Origin of the sequence: Donghicola tyrosinivorans (genome assembly GCF_003003355.1) — a bacterium.
GTDB lineage: Bacteria > Pseudomonadota > Alphaproteobacteria > Rhodobacterales > Rhodobacteraceae > Donghicola > Donghicola tyrosinivorans.
Genome location: NZ_PVTQ01000004.1, coordinates 130,749 through 145,580 on the forward strand (window position 1 = coordinate 130,749; position 14,832 = coordinate 145,580).

The 14,832-nt window shown below is 60.3% G+C and carries 16 protein-coding genes and 1 tRNA gene; 11 read left to right on the plus strand and 6 right to left on the minus strand.

Annotated features, from left to right (window positions below; all coding sequences use genetic code 11):
- The first annotated feature begins 28 nt into the window (after nucleotides 1-28).
- From CLV74_RS07550 to folD, 3 genes are all read left to right on the plus strand, one after another.
- Nucleotides 29-1,705, plus strand: a complete 1,677-nt coding sequence (locus CLV74_RS07550) for a formate--tetrahydrofolate ligase (RefSeq protein ID WP_106263629.1) — start codon at nucleotides 29-31, stop codon at nucleotides 1,703-1,705.
- Between the two features lie 103 nt (nucleotides 1,706-1,808).
- Nucleotides 1,809-2,084: a chorismate mutase gene (locus CLV74_RS07555; protein ID WP_106263630.1), complete on the plus strand. Its 276-nt coding sequence runs from the start codon at nucleotides 1,809-1,811 to the stop codon at nucleotides 2,082-2,084.
- Nucleotides 2,085-2,088: 4 nt separating this feature from the next.
- Complete coding sequence (gene folD, locus CLV74_RS07560; RefSeq protein WP_106263631.1) at nucleotides 2,089-2,991, plus strand: bifunctional methylenetetrahydrofolate dehydrogenase/methenyltetrahydrofolate cyclohydrolase FolD; 903 nt, start codon at nucleotides 2,089-2,091, stop codon at nucleotides 2,989-2,991.
- Between the two features lie 89 nt (nucleotides 2,992-3,080).
- Here folD and CLV74_RS07565 read toward each other — a convergent pair whose 3' ends face one another.
- Nucleotides 3,081-3,518 (minus strand): Lrp/AsnC family transcriptional regulator, encoded by a 438-nt coding sequence (locus CLV74_RS07565; protein WP_106263837.1) that lies wholly within the window; start codon nucleotides 3,516-3,518, stop codon nucleotides 3,081-3,083.
- A 416-nt stretch (nucleotides 3,519-3,934) separates the two neighbouring features.
- On the opposite strand from CLV74_RS07565, the gene CLV74_RS07570 reads away from it, so the two are divergent.
- Nucleotides 3,935-5,026: a DUF2235 domain-containing protein gene (locus CLV74_RS07570; RefSeq protein ID WP_106263632.1), complete on the plus strand. Its 1,092-nt coding sequence runs from the start codon at nucleotides 3,935-3,937 to the stop codon at nucleotides 5,024-5,026.
- Here the strand turns inward: CLV74_RS07570 and CLV74_RS07575 are convergent.
- Entirely contained in the window at nucleotides 5,018-5,476 is a 459-nt protein-coding gene (locus tag CLV74_RS07575) for a PaaI family thioesterase (protein WP_106263633.1), read from the minus strand. The two genes, CLV74_RS07570 and CLV74_RS07575, sit on opposite strands and share 9 nt — an antisense overlap.
- Nucleotides 5,477-5,531: 55 nt before the next feature.
- Entirely contained in the window at nucleotides 5,532-6,398 is an 867-nt protein-coding gene (metF, locus tag CLV74_RS07580; protein WP_106263634.1) for a methylenetetrahydrofolate reductase [NAD(P)H], read from the minus strand.
- A 93-nt stretch (nucleotides 6,399-6,491) separates the two neighbouring features.
- Between metF and CLV74_RS07585 the strand changes: the two genes are divergently transcribed.
- Complete coding sequence (locus CLV74_RS07585; RefSeq protein ID WP_106263635.1) at nucleotides 6,492-7,397, plus strand: LysR family transcriptional regulator; 906 nt, start codon at nucleotides 6,492-6,494, stop codon at nucleotides 7,395-7,397.
- Nucleotides 7,398-7,468: 71 nt separating this feature from the next.
- The gene (locus tag CLV74_RS07590; RefSeq protein WP_106263636.1) at nucleotides 7,469-8,260 is read left to right on the plus strand and encodes an inositol monophosphatase family protein; all 792 of its coding nucleotides are present in this window, start codon (nucleotides 7,469-7,471) and stop codon (nucleotides 8,258-8,260) included.
- Nucleotides 8,261-8,319: 59 nt separating this feature from the next.
- Here CLV74_RS07590 and CLV74_RS07595 read toward each other — a convergent pair whose 3' ends face one another.
- The gene (locus CLV74_RS07595; protein WP_106263637.1) at nucleotides 8,320-9,087 is read right to left on the minus strand and encodes a rhomboid family intramembrane serine protease; all 768 of its coding nucleotides are present in this window, start codon (nucleotides 9,085-9,087) and stop codon (nucleotides 8,320-8,322) included.
- Between the two features lie 212 nt (nucleotides 9,088-9,299).
- Between CLV74_RS07595 and CLV74_RS07600 the strand changes: the two genes are divergently transcribed.
- The 3 genes from CLV74_RS07600 (at nucleotide 9,300) to CLV74_RS07610 (ending at nucleotide 10,496) form a co-directional block, all read left to right on the plus strand.
- Nucleotides 9,300-9,776 carry an Lrp/AsnC ligand binding domain-containing protein gene (locus CLV74_RS07600; protein WP_106263638.1) on the plus strand — a complete coding sequence of 159 codons (477 nt, stop codon included), beginning with the start codon at nucleotides 9,300-9,302 and terminating at the stop codon, nucleotides 9,774-9,776.
- 32 nt (nucleotides 9,777-9,808) lie between these two features.
- On the plus strand, nucleotides 9,809-10,348 hold the full coding sequence (locus CLV74_RS07605; protein ID WP_106263639.1) for a tetratricopeptide repeat protein: 540 nt from the start codon (nucleotides 9,809-9,811) through the stop codon (nucleotides 10,346-10,348).
- 63 nt (nucleotides 10,349-10,411) lie between these two features.
- Nucleotides 10,412-10,496, plus strand: a tRNA-Leu gene (locus CLV74_RS07610).
- Between the two features lie 102 nt (nucleotides 10,497-10,598).
- On the opposite strand, the gene metG is transcribed toward CLV74_RS07610, so the two are convergent.
- Complete coding sequence (gene metG / locus CLV74_RS07615; RefSeq protein WP_106263640.1) at nucleotides 10,599-12,308, minus strand: methionine--tRNA ligase; 1,710 nt, start codon at nucleotides 12,306-12,308, stop codon at nucleotides 10,599-10,601.
- Nucleotides 12,309-12,443: 135 nt separating this feature from the next.
- A complete protein-coding gene (locus CLV74_RS07620; protein WP_106263641.1) occupies nucleotides 12,444-13,061 on the minus strand; it encodes an ImuA family protein in 618 nt (205 codons plus the stop codon).
- Nucleotides 13,062-13,172: 111 nt separating this feature from the next.
- Here CLV74_RS07620 and CLV74_RS07625 point away from each other — a divergent pair, with 111 nt between their 5' ends.
- Both CLV74_RS07625 and CLV74_RS07630 read left to right on the plus strand, forming a co-directional pair.
- The gene (locus CLV74_RS07625; RefSeq protein ID WP_106263642.1) at nucleotides 13,173-13,598 is read left to right on the plus strand and encodes a DsrE family protein; all 426 of its coding nucleotides are present in this window, start codon (nucleotides 13,173-13,175) and stop codon (nucleotides 13,596-13,598) included.
- Nucleotides 13,599-13,706: 108 nt separating this feature from the next.
- Nucleotides 13,707-14,747: an aldo/keto reductase gene (locus CLV74_RS07630; RefSeq protein ID WP_106263643.1), complete on the plus strand. Its 1,041-nt coding sequence runs from the start codon at nucleotides 13,707-13,709 to the stop codon at nucleotides 14,745-14,747.
- Nucleotides 14,748-14,832 lie beyond the last annotated feature (85 nt).

Below are 14,832 nucleotides of genomic sequence, written 5' to 3' on the forward strand. Positions count from 1 at the left end.
TCCTTCATGACAAGGAAGGGGAGGTCCAATGTCTTTCAAGTCCGACATCGAAATCGCGCGCGAGGCGCAAAAGCAGCCGATCCAAGAGATTGGCGCGAAACTGGGCATCCCGTCCGAACATCTGCTGCCCTACGGCCATGACAAGGCCAAGGTGGGACAAGACTTTATTAATTCTCTCTCGGACCGCCCTGACGGCAAGCTGATTCTGGTCACGGCCATCAACCCGACCCCCGCAGGCGAGGGCAAGACAACCACCACCGTGGGTCTTGGCGATGGTCTCAACCGGATCGGCAAAAAGGCCGCGATCTGCATCCGCGAAGCCAGCCTTGGCCCGTGTTTCGGCATGAAAGGCGGCGCCGCCGGTGGCGGCTATGCCCAAGTGGTGCCGATGGAAGAGATGAACCTTCATTTCACTGGCGATTTCCATGCCATCACCAGCGCACACAACCTGCTGTCGGCGATGATCGACAACCACATCTACTGGGGCAATGAGTTGGCCATCGATGAGCGTCGCGTCACATGGCGCCGTGTGGTCGACATGAACGACCGTGCCCTGAGGGATATCGTGACCAGCCTTGGCGGTGTCTCGAACGGCTTTCCGCGCCAGACCGGCTTTGACATCACTGTTGCGTCCGAGGTCATGGCCTGCCTTTGCCTTTCGCGCAATTTGCAGGATCTGCAAAAGCGGCTGGGGGACATCATCGTGGCCTACCGCCGCGACAAGACACCGATTTACGCCCGCGATCTGAAGGCGGACGGGGCAATGACCGTCCTGCTCAAGGACGCGATGCAGCCCAATCTGGTGCAGACGCTGGAAAACAACCCCGCCTTCGTCCACGGCGGCCCCTTTGCCAATATTGCCCACGGCTGCAACTCGGTCATCGCCACGACAACGGCGCTGAAGCTGGCGGACTATGTGGTGACTGAGGCTGGCTTTGGCGCCGATCTTGGTGCCGAGAAGTTCATGGATATCAAATGCCGCAAGGCGGGCCTTGCGCCTGACTGTGTGGTGCTGGTCGCCACAGTGCGGGCGATGAAGATGAACGGCGGTGTTGCTAAGGCCGATCTGGCCGCCGAGGATGTGGCCGCCGTCCAGCGCGGCTGCGCCAATCTTGGCCAGCATATCGCGAACGTGAAATCCTTTGGCGTGCCGGTGGTGGTGGCGATCAACCACTTCCACGGAGACACTGAGGCGGAAATCGCTGCGGTGCAAGCCTACGTGGCGCAGCAGGGCTCTGAGGCGATCCTGTGCAAGCATTGGGCCGAAGGTAGCGCTGGCACCGAGGCTCTGGCCCGCCGCGTCGCCGAGATTGCCGACAGTGGCGCCGCGCAATTCGCGCCCCTTTACCCTGACGAGATGCCCCTTTTCGACAAGGTCGAGCGGATTGCCAAATCCATCTACCGCGCTGATGAGGTCCTGGCGGATAAAAAGATCCGCGACCAACTGCGTGAATGGGAAGATCAGGGTTACGGCAATCTGCCGATCTGTATGGCGAAAACCCAATACAGCTTTAGCTCGGACCCCAACCTGCGCGGCGCGCCCAAGGGCCACAGCCTGCCCATCCGCGAAGTGCGGCTTAGCGCCGGTGCCGGTTTCGTCGTGGTGATCTGCGGTGAGATCATGACCATGCCCGGATTGCCCCGCGTTCCCTCGGCCGAGGCGATCTACCTGAATGACCTTGGCTATATCGAAGGCCTGTTCTGACGGGTTGTTCTTCGGCGCTGAACGGTCTACCTGCGGGCACAACATTGCCCGCAGGAGAGATGACGTGCTCGACGCCCGTAAAGCCCCACTCGATTGTCCCGACATGGCAACACTGCGCTGTCAGATCGATGATCTGGACGCGCAGCTGGTCGCGCTGTTGCAAGAGCGTAGCACCTATATCGACCGCGCCATTCAGCTGAAACCCGCAGAGGGTCTGATTGCGCGCTTGGAGGATCGGGTCGAGCAAGTTGTCGCAAACGTCCGGCAAAAGGCGGAAACGCAAGGGCTTGATCCTGATTTGACTGAGAGCCTCTGGCGCAAGCTGATCGACTGGTCGATCGAGCGCGAAGAGAAGGTTTTGGGACCCGGTAAGGAGTAATCGGATGACCGCAACGATCATCGACGGCAAGGCCTTCGCGGCCAAGGTGCGCGAACAAGTGGCCGGCCACGTAAGCCGCCTGAAAGAAGAACACGGCATCACCCCCGGTCTGGCGGTAGTGCTGGTGGGCGAGGATCCGGCCTCTCAGGTCTATGTGCGCTCGAAGGGCAAGCAGACCGTCGAAGTAGGCATGAACAGCTACGAGCATAAGCTGGACGCCGAGACGTCCGAGGCCGACCTGCTGGCGCTGATCGACCAGCTGAACAATGATCCATCCGTTCATGGTATTCTGGTGCAACTGCCGCTGCCCGAGCATCTGGACAGCGATCTGGTGATCAACGCGATTGATCCGGCGAAGGATGTGGACGGGTTTCATATCTCGAACGTGGGTCTTCTGGGGACGGGGCAAAAGTCCATGGTGCCCTGCACCCCGCTGGGGTGCTTGATGATGCTGCGCGATCATCACGGCTCGCTCTCGGGCATGAACGCCGTGGTCGTGGGCCGCAGCAACATCGTTGGAAAGCCCATGGCGCAACTGCTGCTTGGCGATAGCTGCACCGTGACCATCGCCCATAGCCGTACCAAGGATCTGGCCGAGGTTGTCCGCCGCGCCGATATCGTTGTTGCCGCTGTTGGCCGCCCCGAGATGGTGCCCGGCGACTGGATCAAAGAAGGCGCAACTGTCATCGACGTGGGCATCAACCGCATCGATGCCCCCGAGAAGGGTGAAGGCAAGACGCGTCTGGTGGGCGATGTGCATTTTGAAAGCGCCGCCAAAGTTGCTGGTGCCATCACCCCCGTTCCGGGTGGTGTGGGTCCGATGACCATCGCCTGTCTTCTGGCGAACACCGTGACGGCCTGTTGCCGCGCCAACGGTTTGGCAGAGCCTCAGGGTCTGACCGCCTGAGCCATCTGGTCTTCTGTTATCAAGCGGTGCGCGGCCCATTGGGCCGCGCGCTGTGTTTTTGGGGATATCGGTGGGGTGAGCCCCGATCCTTAGCTGTTGCGCCGGTCCAGACGGGTGCTGAGGTGGATCAGGCTTTCGCTTTCCAGAATACCGCTGGCGCTGGTCACGGCCTCAAGCACGCGGTCCAGAATCGCAGGGCTGTCGCATGAAATCTCGGCGATCAGGTCATAGCGCCCAGAGGCGGTGGTGATGCTGCGGACCTCTGGCAAGGTGCGCAGGCGCGACTGGATCGAGGTGCTTTCTTTCGGCTCGATCTTCAGCAGCAGGGTCGCATGCAGGGCAGGGCGCGCACCTTCACCAAGCCGCAGGGCGTAGCCGGCGATGACTCCGTTCTTTTCCAGACGTTCGACACGGGCCTGCACCGTGGTGCGGGCCAGCCCGACGCGGCGGGCTAGGGTGGACACGCTGAGGCGGGCGTTTTCGGAAAGCGAAGCGATCAGGGCCAGATCGGTGGCGTCAAGCTGCATGGGGGTTTGGTCCATTTGCCGAAGGAACTTGTCGAATTCTAGGGTGAAGCCACGATCTGATGCAAGGTGCCACCTGAGGTTTTTGTAGATCGCTCTCGGCTCTGACCGCTGCTGCTGCAATGGGTGCGGTGCCGCGCTACATTCTTTCAAGGCAGGAGGGAGCCGCCTATCACTAAGAGTGTGCATCGGCCCAAGCGCGTCCTCTTGAAAGGCGGGAACTGTGCTATAATCTCAATAGGATGGACCGGATTTCATTGTTGCAAGGCCGGTCGCGCTGTCCTGAGTGATGCCGTCATGGATGCACGGTTGGCGCGAAGCTTGCAGCCCTGATTTCCGGAGAGCGCCGCGACACGCGCTAACGTGGACTTGGTTGGAGGATGTGCCAGAGGTCGCGGCAAGAACGGGAGTTTGAGCCTATGGAACTGCCTTGGAAGGAACATGTGTTGGACTGGCTGGGTCTGCGGCCCCAGTCCCGCCATTCGGCCAAGGGCAAGGGACGGGCGCCGACAACCCATGTGATTGTTCTGGATGGCACCATGTCCACGCTGACCCTTGGAATGGAGACCAACGCGGGCCTGACCTACCGTCTGCTGACCGAGATGTCGCCGCAGGTTTCCCTGTTCTATGAGGCGGGCATCCAGTGGCACGACTGGCGCAGCCTGTCGGATGTGACCCACGGGCGCGGGTTGAACCGGCAGATCCGGCGGGCCTATGGCTATCTGGCCTCGCGCTACAAACCGGGAGACCGGATCTTTCTGTTCGGCTATTCGCGGGGCGCTTTTGCCGTGCGCTCATTGGCAGGGGTGATTGACCGGATCGGGCTGCTGAAAGCCTCGGACGCGAATGTGCGCAACATCCGGCAGCTTTACCGCATCTATCGGCGCGGGGTGCATGAGACCGATCAGCCGTTCCTGAATCGCGTCTGCCTGCAAAACGTCGAGATCGAGATGATCGGCGTTTGGGACACCGTTAAGGCCTTGGGCAACCGCTTGCCCTATCTGGCGGCCCATGCGGATAAGGAACACGATTTCCACAGTCACCATCTGGGTCGCCATGTGCGCCACGGCTATCACGCCTTGGCACTCGATGAGACGCGCACCGCCTTCGCGCCGATCCTTTGGGAGAGCAATCCGGACCATGACACCCATCTAGAGCAGGTCTGGTTTCGCGGCAGCCACGGTGACGTGGGCGGGCAGTTGGGCGGTTTCCTTGAGGCGCGTCCCCTGTCCAATATCCCGCTGGTCTGGATGCTGGAGAATGCTGAGGGCTGCGGTTTGCCTCTGCCGTCGGGTTGGCGGCGGCGCTTTCCGACCAGCATGAAGGCGCCTTCGGTCGGCGCGTGGCGCGGGTGGGGCAAGATATTCCTGTCGCGCAGTCCCCGCATTGTAGGGGCTGATCCCTCCGAGCGGTTGCACGACAGCATTCGTCAGCGGCAGCCTGAGTTCCAATGGGCCTCTCAGGTCGCTATGCCGCCGATGCCGCCCAATCCTGAAATCCGGTTAAGTTAGCACCATCATCGTGGTCGAGGCGTTGGCGTAAAGCTTGCCATCCTCGATCCCGCGGATTTCGGCACGGGCGACGCCGGTGCTGCGGCCCACGTGGTCTGCCACGCCGATGGCGCGCACGGGGACGCCCACGGGAATCGGGCGCATGATGTTGATTTTCAGCTCTAGCGTGACGGCCTTTTGACCCTTGTCCATGGTGCTGTTCACCGCGCCGCCAACGGCGCTGTCCAGCAGTGTGGCGTACCAGCCACCGTGGGTCATGCCGATCAGATTGCCGTGTTCTTCCTGCGGGCTGCCTTCCAGCGTGACGCTGCCGGGCTCTACATGGGTCATGGTGAAATTCATCACTGCCCAGATGGTGGGCGAGGGGCTGTCGCCCGCAATCACGGCGCGCAAACTATCAAGCCCGCTCAGGGCGGGCTTCATGGGGGTATTGTGATCCAAGGGGTTCATCACTGGTCTTTCGTCGGGGGCATTCTGCACCTGCACAATGCCCCGTTCGGAAAGATCAGGCAACGTTCTCTAGTTTGACCTGAGGAGTGACGCCGATGGCGTGGCACACGTCGCGGGTCAGCTCGGGACGGTTCAGGGTGTAGAAGTGCAGGTCTTCGACACCTTCGCGCAGCAGCTCGTCGCAGAGTTCGGTGCAAAGGGCAGTCGCCAGCAGGTCCTGACGATTATCACGGATCGCCTTGTCGAAGGCTTCATCCAGCCATGCGGGGATCGAGGTGCCACAAGCCGCCGAGAATTTCTTGACGCCTTTCCAGTTCTCGATCGGCAGGATGCCGGGGATGATCGGCGCGGTGATGCCCGCATCGGCACATGCATCGCGGAACCGCAGGAAGGTTTCGGCCTCAAAGAAGAACTGGGTCAGGGCTTCGGTCGCGCCAGCGTCCAGCTTGCGCTTCAGCCATTCCACGTCCGCTTTGTGGTCGGTCGCTTCGGGGTGCTTTTCAGGATAGGCGCCCACACGCAGGGTGAACTTGCCTGTGTCTGCCAGCGCGCTGATCAGCTCGCAGCTGTCGGCGAAGCCTTCGGGGTGCTTCTGGAAGCCGCCCGAGCCCTTCGGCGGATCGCCACGCAGGGCGACGATCTGGTTGATGCCCGCTTCAGCGTAGCTGTTGGCGATGTTCAGGGTCTCATCCTTAGTGGCGTTGACGCAGGTCAGGTGCGCGGCCACAGGCAGACCGGTGGTCTTGTGCAAGGTTGTCACCGCCTCATGGGTCAGATCACGGGTGGTGCCACCAGCGCCGTAAGTGACCGAGATAAAGCGGGGTCCCATGGGGGCCAGCACCTGCACAGTATCCCAAAGGCGGAACGATGCTTCCAGCGACTGGGGCGGGAAGAATTCGAAAGAGATGCGCGGTGCGGTCATGGATAAACTCCTTTGCTATGTCGCTCTTGTCTCACAAACGTCGTTGTGAAACAAACTCATTATCTTCAAGATCAACATGAGCCGAACAGCAAGATGCACATCGAGTTCCGTCACCTGCGCAGTATCAAGGCGATCCATGAGGCGGGCGGTCTGGCCCGTGCTGCCGAAGTCCTGAACATCACTCAGTCCGCTTTGTCCCACCAGATCAAAGGGTTAGAGGAGCAGTGCGGGGTTGAGTTGTTCGTGCGCAAATCCAAACCGCTGAAATTGTCGGCCGCCGGATTGCGACTTTTGCGGGCGGCGGAACGGATTCTTCCTGAAGTCGAAGCGATTCAAGATGAATTTATGGGATTGCGGGCGGGCAAATCGGGCCGTCTGCACATCGCCATCGAATGTCACGCCTGTTTTGAGTGGCTGTTCCCCGTGTTGGAGCAGTTCCGCAAGCTGTGGCCCGATGTGGATGTGGACATCCGCCCTGGTCTGGCCTTCGACGCGCTGCCCGCGCTTGAAAAGGAAGATGTGGATGTGGTCGTTAGCTCTGATCCAGAAGAGCTGAAGGGCATCCAGTTTGAGCCGCTGTTTGACTATCACCCGATCTTTGTCGCTTCAAAGGACAACCCGCTGGCGCAAAAGCCCTATATTGATGCGCAGGATTTCCGTGGCGAGACACTGATCACCTATCCGGTCGAACGCTCGCGTTTGGATATCTTTAACCAGCTGTTGATCCCCGCCAAGGTGGAACCCGCGAACGTGCGGCAGGCGGAACTGACGGCGGTTATCCTGCTGCTGGTTGCCTCGAACCGCGGGGTCGCGGTGCTGCCCGACTGGGTTGTGCGTGAGGTGAAGTACAATAGTGACTACGTGACATTGCCGCTGACAGAACACGGGATCACCCGCCGTCTTTATGCCGCTATACGCGAAGATGACCGGCAAAAGCCCTACATGGTTGATCTGCTGCGTCTTGCAGGGCAGGAAGCACATAAACTCCAGTCCGTTTGAGACGGATTCGGCCCTTGGCAACAGGGCTTTCACGGCGTAAACGAGCCTCTTGAGACAAAGGAGCCGGACGGATGCAGGGCAGCGCAAATCTGAACATCATGATCAAGGCGGCACGCAAGGCGGGCCGGTCGCTGGTCAAGGACTTCCGCGAAGTCGAAAACCTTCAGGTCTCGCGCAAGGGCGCGGGCGATTTCGTGAGCCGTGCCGATCTGGCCGCCGAAGCTATCCTGCGCGAAGAGCTGCTGGGTGCCCGTCCCACCTATGGCTACCTTGGTGAAGAGACCAAGGAAGTTGAGGGCGAAGACCCGACCCGTCGCTGGATCGTTGACCCGCTGGACGGTACCACCAACTTTTTGCACGGTATGCCTCACTGGGCGATCTCGATCGCGCTGGAACACAAGGGCCAGATCGTGTCGGGCGTCGTCTATGACCCCGCCAAGGACGAGATGTTCTACGCGGAAAAAGGCGCTGGCTGCTGGCTGAACGACCAGAAGCGTCTGCGTGTGTCGGGCCGTCAGAAGATCGTCGACTCGGTTTTCGCGACCGGCGTTCCGTGGGGCACCAAGCATACGCTGCCTGCCACCATCCGTGACCTTAGCCGTCTGATGCCCGAATGCGCGGGCGTGCGTCGTTGGGGCTCGGCCGCGCTAGATTTGGCTTATGTGGCCGCTGGCCGCTATGAGGGCTACTGGGAACGCGAAATGAAGATCTGGGACTTTGCGGCAGGCATGCTGCTGGTGTCCGAAGCAGGCGGCATGGTCGGCCCGATCCGCGAAGGTCGCGATCCGCTGGTGGATGGCGAAATTCTGGTGTCGAACCCCGACGTCTACGATCGCTTTTCCAAGATCATCCGCGAGATTTGATCAGACCCTGATCGAATTTGAAAACCGGCCCTTGTGGCCGGTTTTTGCGTTTCAGGACCTTAGTTGCCCCAAGGGTTTTTCCGTTTGCGGCGCGAGATGACCGGCACGCGGGTCGCATGCCAGCGATAGTTGGCCGCCGCATGGGGCGGGTGGCCTTCGTGGCGGTGCCAGAACCCCTGACCGCCAAGGCGCTTCCACAGGGGATAGGCCAGCGCGGCTCCCGCGACAAAGCCCCCAGCGTGCGCCCAATAGGCCACGCCGCCCATATCCGCCACGCTACCAATGCCGCCAAAGACCTGCATGGCGAACCAAAGGCCAAGGATCAGCCAAGCGGGAATGGTGAAAATCTTGAAAAAGATGACGAAGATGAACAGCACATCAACGCGGGCTTTGGGGTAAAGCAGCAGATAGCCCCCCAGAACCCCCGCAATTGCGCCTGATGCGCCCACCATCGGAATTTGCGAAAAGGGTGCCGTGATCACCTGTGCCAGTGCCGCCAGAACGCCACAGGCCAGATAGAACAGCACGAACCGCGCCTTCCCCAGCGCGTCTTCCATATTGTCGCCGAAGATCCAAAGGAACAGCATGTTCCCCGCGATATGAGCCAGTGATCCATGCATGAACATGGACGTCACCAGCGTATAGACCTGATTGCCGGAACTCACCCGCGCCGGAAACAGGGCCCACGCGTTGTAGAATTCCTCAAGCCGGTCAATCGGGGTGATCAGGGGCCAATGCAAAAAGAACACACCGATGTTCATCGCGATCAGTGTGTAGGTGATGACAGGCATGCTGCCAGAGGGATTATGATCGCGGATCGGAAACATTTCCCCCAGATTGACGCAGTGTCCTGTAAGGTCAAGGCGCGGAGCGTTTCGGGCTCAAAAACTGTCCCGAAAGTGATCCGTTTCCCGCGATTTACAGATATTCCACCATTGCCGCATCTGCACAATTGGCTCATGTAGATTTGTAATTCTCGCTGCGGGGCGCTTTGTGGCTGCCCGCGCTGACCGGTTTACTTCTAGGTAAGGACGCTGCCATGCAGACCGAAAAAATCGAACTCGATCGCTTCGACCACGCCATCCTGAATGAACTGGCCAGCGAAGCGCGGATCAGTGTCACCGAACTGGCAAAGCGGATCGGCCTGTCGAAATCCCCCACGCAGGCGCGTCTGCGCCGTTTGGAAGTGGCGGGCATCATCAAAGGTTATCGCGCCATGCTGGACCCTGTTCAGCTAGGTCTGAACCATGTGGCCTTCGTCGAGGTGCGCCTGCACGACACCACCGAAGCCTCGCTTCGGGCGTTCAATGCGGCGGTCTCCACTATTCATGAGATTGAACAGTGCCACCTGATCGCAGGCAGCTTTGACTATTTGCTCAAGGTCCGCACTAGCGACATCACCAGCTACCGTCAGGTGCTGGGTGAGAAAATCTCGTCGCTGCCTTGTGTCGCCCACACCTCGACCTTCGTGGTGATGGAGGCGGTCAAGGAATCGATTCTCGGAGATGTGAATTGACCTAAAGCGTCCCGTGGTCCCACCATCGGGCCATGCGAACGCTTTTTGCTCTTACCCTTTTGGCGCCCTCCGTGGCGCTGGCGGAATGCCCAACGGCGCCCGATCACTCGGCTGCGCTGGCGGGGCTGTTCGATCAGGCGCGCGCTGCCACCAGCCCTGCGGCAGGTGCAGAGCCCGCAAATCGCATGTGGGAGCTGTGGACCGACGCCCCCGACGGCCAAGCCCAAGACCTGCTGGATGCGGGGATGGAGCGTATCCGCATGTCGGACTGGGACGGGGCCAATAAGGCGCTGAACGCCTTGATTGACTACTGTCCCGACTATGCCGAGGGCTATAACCAGCGGGCGTTCGTATCCTTCCTGACCGACGATTTTGAAGCTGCCCTGCCGGATCTGGACCGGACCCTTAGTCTGTCGCCTACGCATGTGGGGGCGCTTGCGGGTAAGGCTTTGACACTGCTGGCTTTAGGCCGTCAGGCAGAGGGCCAAAAGGCGCTGAAGCAGGCGCTGGCCTTGAACCCGTGGCTCTCGGAGCGCACGCTGCTGTCAGAGCCGCCAGGTCAGGACATTTAGCGCTCTATTCTGCGTTGCAATTTGATCGTCGATGGGTATGGTGCCGGTCCACACACCGCACGTGCCCGCGTGATGGAATGGTAGACATAGGGGACTTAAAATCCCTAGGCCTTGTGCCGTGCCGGTTCGAGTCCGGCCGCGGGTACCACCGGAATTATTCTCCGAAAACAATCACTTTCGCCGTGTTCTTGAAACAAGAACGCCGCCCGTTTTACGGGGCGGCGTGTGTTTGTTGCACGGGTGTTGCGGCTTAGCTGCGGGTGCCCGCAAAGCGGCCCTGCCACTCTTCGCGCTGCTCGTCGCTGATCTTGCCAAAGAGGTTGTCCGGAACCGCAAAGGCGTGACCTGCGGGCAGGCGCTTGACCGCATCTGCGGCGCTGCCGGGCCACTGGGCGTCAACCTTCATGGCCTCATGCAGCTTGTCCGCCGCATCGGGAATGAAGGGGGCGGACAGAACCGCGTAAAGCGGGATCAGGTTCAGGGCAAAACGCACCTGACCGGCGGCCTTTTCGGGGTCTTCCTTGAAGGTCGACCAAGGGGCGGCCTCTTGCAGGTATTCGTTGCCCATGACCCAGATCGCACGCAGGGCACCAGCGGCCTTGCGAACCTCTTTGTCCTCCATGAACTGCTCATAGGCACGGATGTTTTCTTCCAGCGCGTCCATGAAAGCCTGATCCACGGGCAGATCGTCGCCGCCTGCTGGAACCTCTTCGCCGAATTTCGAACGGCAGAATTTGGTAACGCGGCTGACAAAGTTCCCCAGCACGTCCGCCAGATCCTTGTTCACCGAGGCCTGGAAATTGTCCCAAGTAAACTCGCTGTCCGAAGATTCGGGCGCATGGCTCAGCAGCCACCAGCGCCAGTAATCTGCGGGCAGAATCTCCAACGCCTGATCCATGAACACGCCGCGCCCGCGCGAGGTGCTGAACTGGCCGCCATCGTAGTTCAAGTAGTTGAACGATTTGATGTAATCTACCAGCTTCCACGGCTCGCCCGAGCCCAGAATGGTCGCGGGGAAGGATAGGGTGTGGAAGGGGACGTTATCCTTGCCCATGAACTGGGTGTAGGTCACATCATCCGCGCCTTTGTCGGTACGCCACCAGCGTTCCCAGTCGGTGCCTTTGCCCGCATCGACCCATTCCTGACCACAGGCGATGTATTCGATGGGCGCGTCGAACCAGACGTAAAAGACCTTGCCTTCCATGCCGTCCCAATCCTGATCGCCCTTCTTGACCGGAATGCCCCAGTCCAGATCGCGGGTGATGCCACGGTCTTGCAGACCGTCCCCATCGTTCAGCCATTTCTTGGCGATCGAGGTGGTCAGAACCGGCCAGCCCTCGCGGGTGTCGATCCACTCTTCCAACTGGTCCTTCATCTGGCTCTGGCACAGGTAAAGGTGCTTGGTTTCGCGCATTTCCAGATCGGTGCTGCCCGAAATGGTGGAATGCGGGTTGATCAGGTCCACGGGGTCCAACTGCTTGGTGCAGTTGTCACACTGGTCGCCGCGGGCGCTGTCAAAGCCGCAGTTGGGGCAGGTGCCCTCGATATAGCGGTCGGGTAGGAAGCGGCCATCGGCGTGGCTGTACATCTGCGTCTCGGAGACTTCGCGGATCAGACCCGCTTCGGCCAGACGGCCTGCGAAATGCTGGGTCAGCTTGTGGTTGGCCTCGGAGGATGAGCGGCCGAAGTGGTCAAACGACAGGCGGAAGCCGTCGGCGATCTTGGCCTGAACCTCATGCATCTCGGCGCAGTATTCGGCAACGGGCTTGCCTGCCTTGGCAGCGGCCAGCTCGGCGGGGGTGCCATGTTCGTCGGTAGCGCAGAGGAACAGAACCTCATTGCCGCGACCGCGCTGGTAGCGGGCGAAAAGGTCTGCCGGCAGCTGGCTGCCCACAAGGTTGCCTAGGTGTTTGATGCCGTTGATATACGGAATGGCCGAAGTAATCAGGTGCCGTGCCATGAGGTGCCCCCAGAATTCTGTTGTCCGGCCTCCCTTAGCGCATGAATCCCCGCTGTGCCAGCATCTCGGGGCGCTCTGGCATAGGTGAAAAATCTTCGCCGAAGATTTTTACCCCGTCATAATCTTCGGCGAAGATTATGCGACCCGTGGCGCGGTGGGCTGGAACGTGGGGCTATCGGTGCTGCGGGTCATGGTCCATGCGGCCAGAGGGGCCATCCGTGCCCTCAACCGCTCGACGTGCCAGGCGGGACCGTTTTCTGCGAAAACGGGGGCCATGTACCAGCGGCTTTCCACGCCGGGGGCGCTACCCAGACCGGGTGTCAGCAGAATGCCAAAGGGGGGCTCGGGTGTTTTCAGGGCACCCCGCTCGGCGGCCAGATGAAGGCGGCGCACAGGGGTAAGCTCTGGAATTTCATTCACTTCGGCGATGACAGCCGCGACTGCTCCGCTGCCCAAAGCCTCTTCCATTGCCCAGAGGATATCGCGGGTTTGTCCTGCCTGAAGGGTCAATATCCGCGTGGGATCGCACCACGGCGCAATGCCCGTGGGATGCAGCGCCTCGGTCTGCCAAGCGGGCCTGATCCATAGAACAGGGCCTTCACAACTTCCCGCAAAGGCCAGCGCCAGCGTGGCTTTCGCCGGTCCGCACACCTCATGCACCCGCGCACGGGCCAGCGCCAGCGTGTCGCCCAACACCACGCGCGGGCCCTGACGCTTGGGGCGCCGGTCCAGAAGATTGCTCTGATTCACCATGCGGCAATTATATGTTCTTATTTTGTTCCGTAAATATCCTTGCCTGCAAAGCAGTAGGTGAAACACACCTTTCAGCTTACGCTGAAGGCATGACATTAGGGAGGAATCGTCATGACACGTATTATCTACGCACTGGCTTTCGCGATGGCGGCCCTGTTCGCGACAATCTCACACGCGGGCGAAAAGCTGAAAGTGGTCTATCACGTCTCTGAAATTGAAAAGGTCGGCTTCGCCTTGGGCAATATGGCCAACCATATCAAAGGTGTTGGCGGCCCCGAAAACGTTGAGCTTGTGCTAGTGGTTCATGGTCCCGCCCTGAAGGCCTTCCACAATGGTGTTGAGGCCAATCCAAAGATTGCTGAACGGTTGGCCGCGCTGCAAGGGGATGGCGCACGGTTTGAGGCCTGCGGGAACACCATGAACGCCCAAAGCGTTGGCCTTGATGACCTGATGCCCAATTTCACACGGCGCGATGAAGGCGGTGTTGTCCGCATCGCCGAGCTTCAGTCCCAAGGCTACATTTACATCCGTCCGTAACCGGCCCGACATTCCCGCGATATGGCAAAGGCCGGGATCGGCCCTTGCCTTTACGCCCCGCAGACGCGACCTTGCAGCCAAAGCATTCTGTGAAAAGGGCATTCTCCCATGAAAACCAGACCTCTTGGACGCACCGGCCTAGACGTGACCGTGTTCTGCCTCGGCTCGATGACCTGGGGTACCCAGAACACCGAAGACGAAGGCCATAGCCAGATCGAACGGGCAATTGAGGCCGGCATCAACTTTATCGACACCGCCGAGATGTATCCGGTGAACCCCGTGCGTGCCGAAACCGTCGGCGTGACCGAGGCAATCATCGGCAACTGGTTCGAAAAGACCGGTCGCCGCAATGACCTGATCCTTGCCACCAAGCACAGCGGCGTCGGCTCCCATTCCCGCGATGGTGCCCCAATCACTGCCGACAGCATCCCGCAAGCGGTCGAAGGTTCGCTCAAGCGCCTCAAGACCGATGTGATCGATCTCTACCAGTTCCACTGGCCCAACCGTGGCAGCTATCACTTCCGAAAAATCTGGGACTATGATCCCTCAAACCAAAACCGCGCCCAGACTGACCAGCACATGGCCGACGCATTGGGGGCTTTGCAAAAACTGGTCGACCAAGGGAAAATCCGTCACTTCGGCCTCTCGAATGAATCTGCATGGGGCACCACCAACTGGGTGCGTCAGGCGGAAAAAGGCCACGGTCCCCGCGTTGCGTCGATCCAGAACGAATACTCGCTTATGTGCCGCTACTTCGACACCGATCTGGCCGAGGCCTGTCTGAACGAAGACGTGGGCCTGCTGTCCTACACCACCCTTGCGGCGGGCCTCCTGACGGGCAAATACCAGAACGGCCAGATCCCCGAAGGCTCGCGCATGGCGATCAATGGCGATCTGGGGGGCCGCAAGACCGATCGCGCCTTTGCGGCTGTCGCGGCCTACCAGCATCTGGCAGACAAATATGGCCTCAGCCTGACGCAGATGTCACTGGCATGGGCGCGGGAACGGCCGGGTCTGACCTCGATCATCATCGGGGCCACCACAATGGATCAACTCGAAGAAGTCCTCGGCGCCCATGATCTGGTTCTGCCCGAAGACCTGCTGAAAGAAATCGATCAGGTCCACAAACAGCACCCGATGCCCTTCTGATTTCATCTTGGCATAAATACCTAAACCGCTCTGGCGCGCCGCAAGGCGGGCCAGAGCCAAACCTGTGCAGGCGAAAGCCCTGCCC

Bases quoted from the DNA above. Each gene is read 5' to 3' on its own strand.
- CLV74_RS07550 (WP_106263629.1), top strand. From the start codon at position 29: ATGTCTTTCAAGTCCGACATCGAAATCGCGCGCGAGGCGCAAAAGCAG.
- CLV74_RS07555 (WP_106263630.1), top strand. From the start codon at position 1,809: ATGGCAACACTGCGCTGTCAGATCGATGATCTGGACGCGCAGCTGGTC.
- folD (WP_106263631.1), top strand. From the start codon at position 2,089: ATGACCGCAACGATCATCGACGGCAAGGCCTTCGCGGCCAAGGTGCGC.
- CLV74_RS07565 (WP_106263837.1), bottom strand. From the start codon at position 3,518: ATGCAGCTTGACGCCACCGATCTGGCCCTGATCGCTTCGCTTTCCGAA.
- CLV74_RS07570 (WP_106263632.1), top strand. From the start codon at position 3,935: ATGGAACTGCCTTGGAAGGAACATGTGTTGGACTGGCTGGGTCTGCGG.
- CLV74_RS07575 (WP_106263633.1), bottom strand. From the start codon at position 5,476: ATGAACCCCTTGGATCACAATACCCCCATGAAGCCCGCCCTGAGCGGG.
- metF (WP_106263634.1), bottom strand. From the start codon at position 6,398: ATGACCGCACCGCGCATCTCTTTCGAATTCTTCCCGCCCCAGTCGCTG.
- CLV74_RS07585 (WP_106263635.1), top strand. From the start codon at position 6,492: ATGCACATCGAGTTCCGTCACCTGCGCAGTATCAAGGCGATCCATGAG.
- CLV74_RS07590 (WP_106263636.1), top strand. From the start codon at position 7,469: ATGCAGGGCAGCGCAAATCTGAACATCATGATCAAGGCGGCACGCAAG.
- CLV74_RS07595 (WP_106263637.1), bottom strand. From the start codon at position 9,087: ATGTTTCCGATCCGCGATCATAATCCCTCTGGCAGCATGCCTGTCATC.
- CLV74_RS07600 (WP_106263638.1), top strand. From the start codon at position 9,300: ATGCAGACCGAAAAAATCGAACTCGATCGCTTCGACCACGCCATCCTG.
- CLV74_RS07605 (WP_106263639.1), top strand. From the start codon at position 9,809: ATGCGAACGCTTTTTGCTCTTACCCTTTTGGCGCCCTCCGTGGCGCTG.
- metG (WP_106263640.1), bottom strand. From the start codon at position 12,308: ATGGCACGGCACCTGATTACTTCGGCCATTCCGTATATCAACGGCATC.
- CLV74_RS07620 (WP_106263641.1), bottom strand. From the start codon at position 13,061: ATGGTGAATCAGAGCAATCTTCTGGACCGGCGCCCCAAGCGTCAGGGC.
- CLV74_RS07625 (WP_106263642.1), top strand. From the start codon at position 13,173: ATGACACGTATTATCTACGCACTGGCTTTCGCGATGGCGGCCCTGTTC.
- CLV74_RS07630 (WP_106263643.1), top strand. From the start codon at position 13,707: ATGAAAACCAGACCTCTTGGACGCACCGGCCTAGACGTGACCGTGTTC.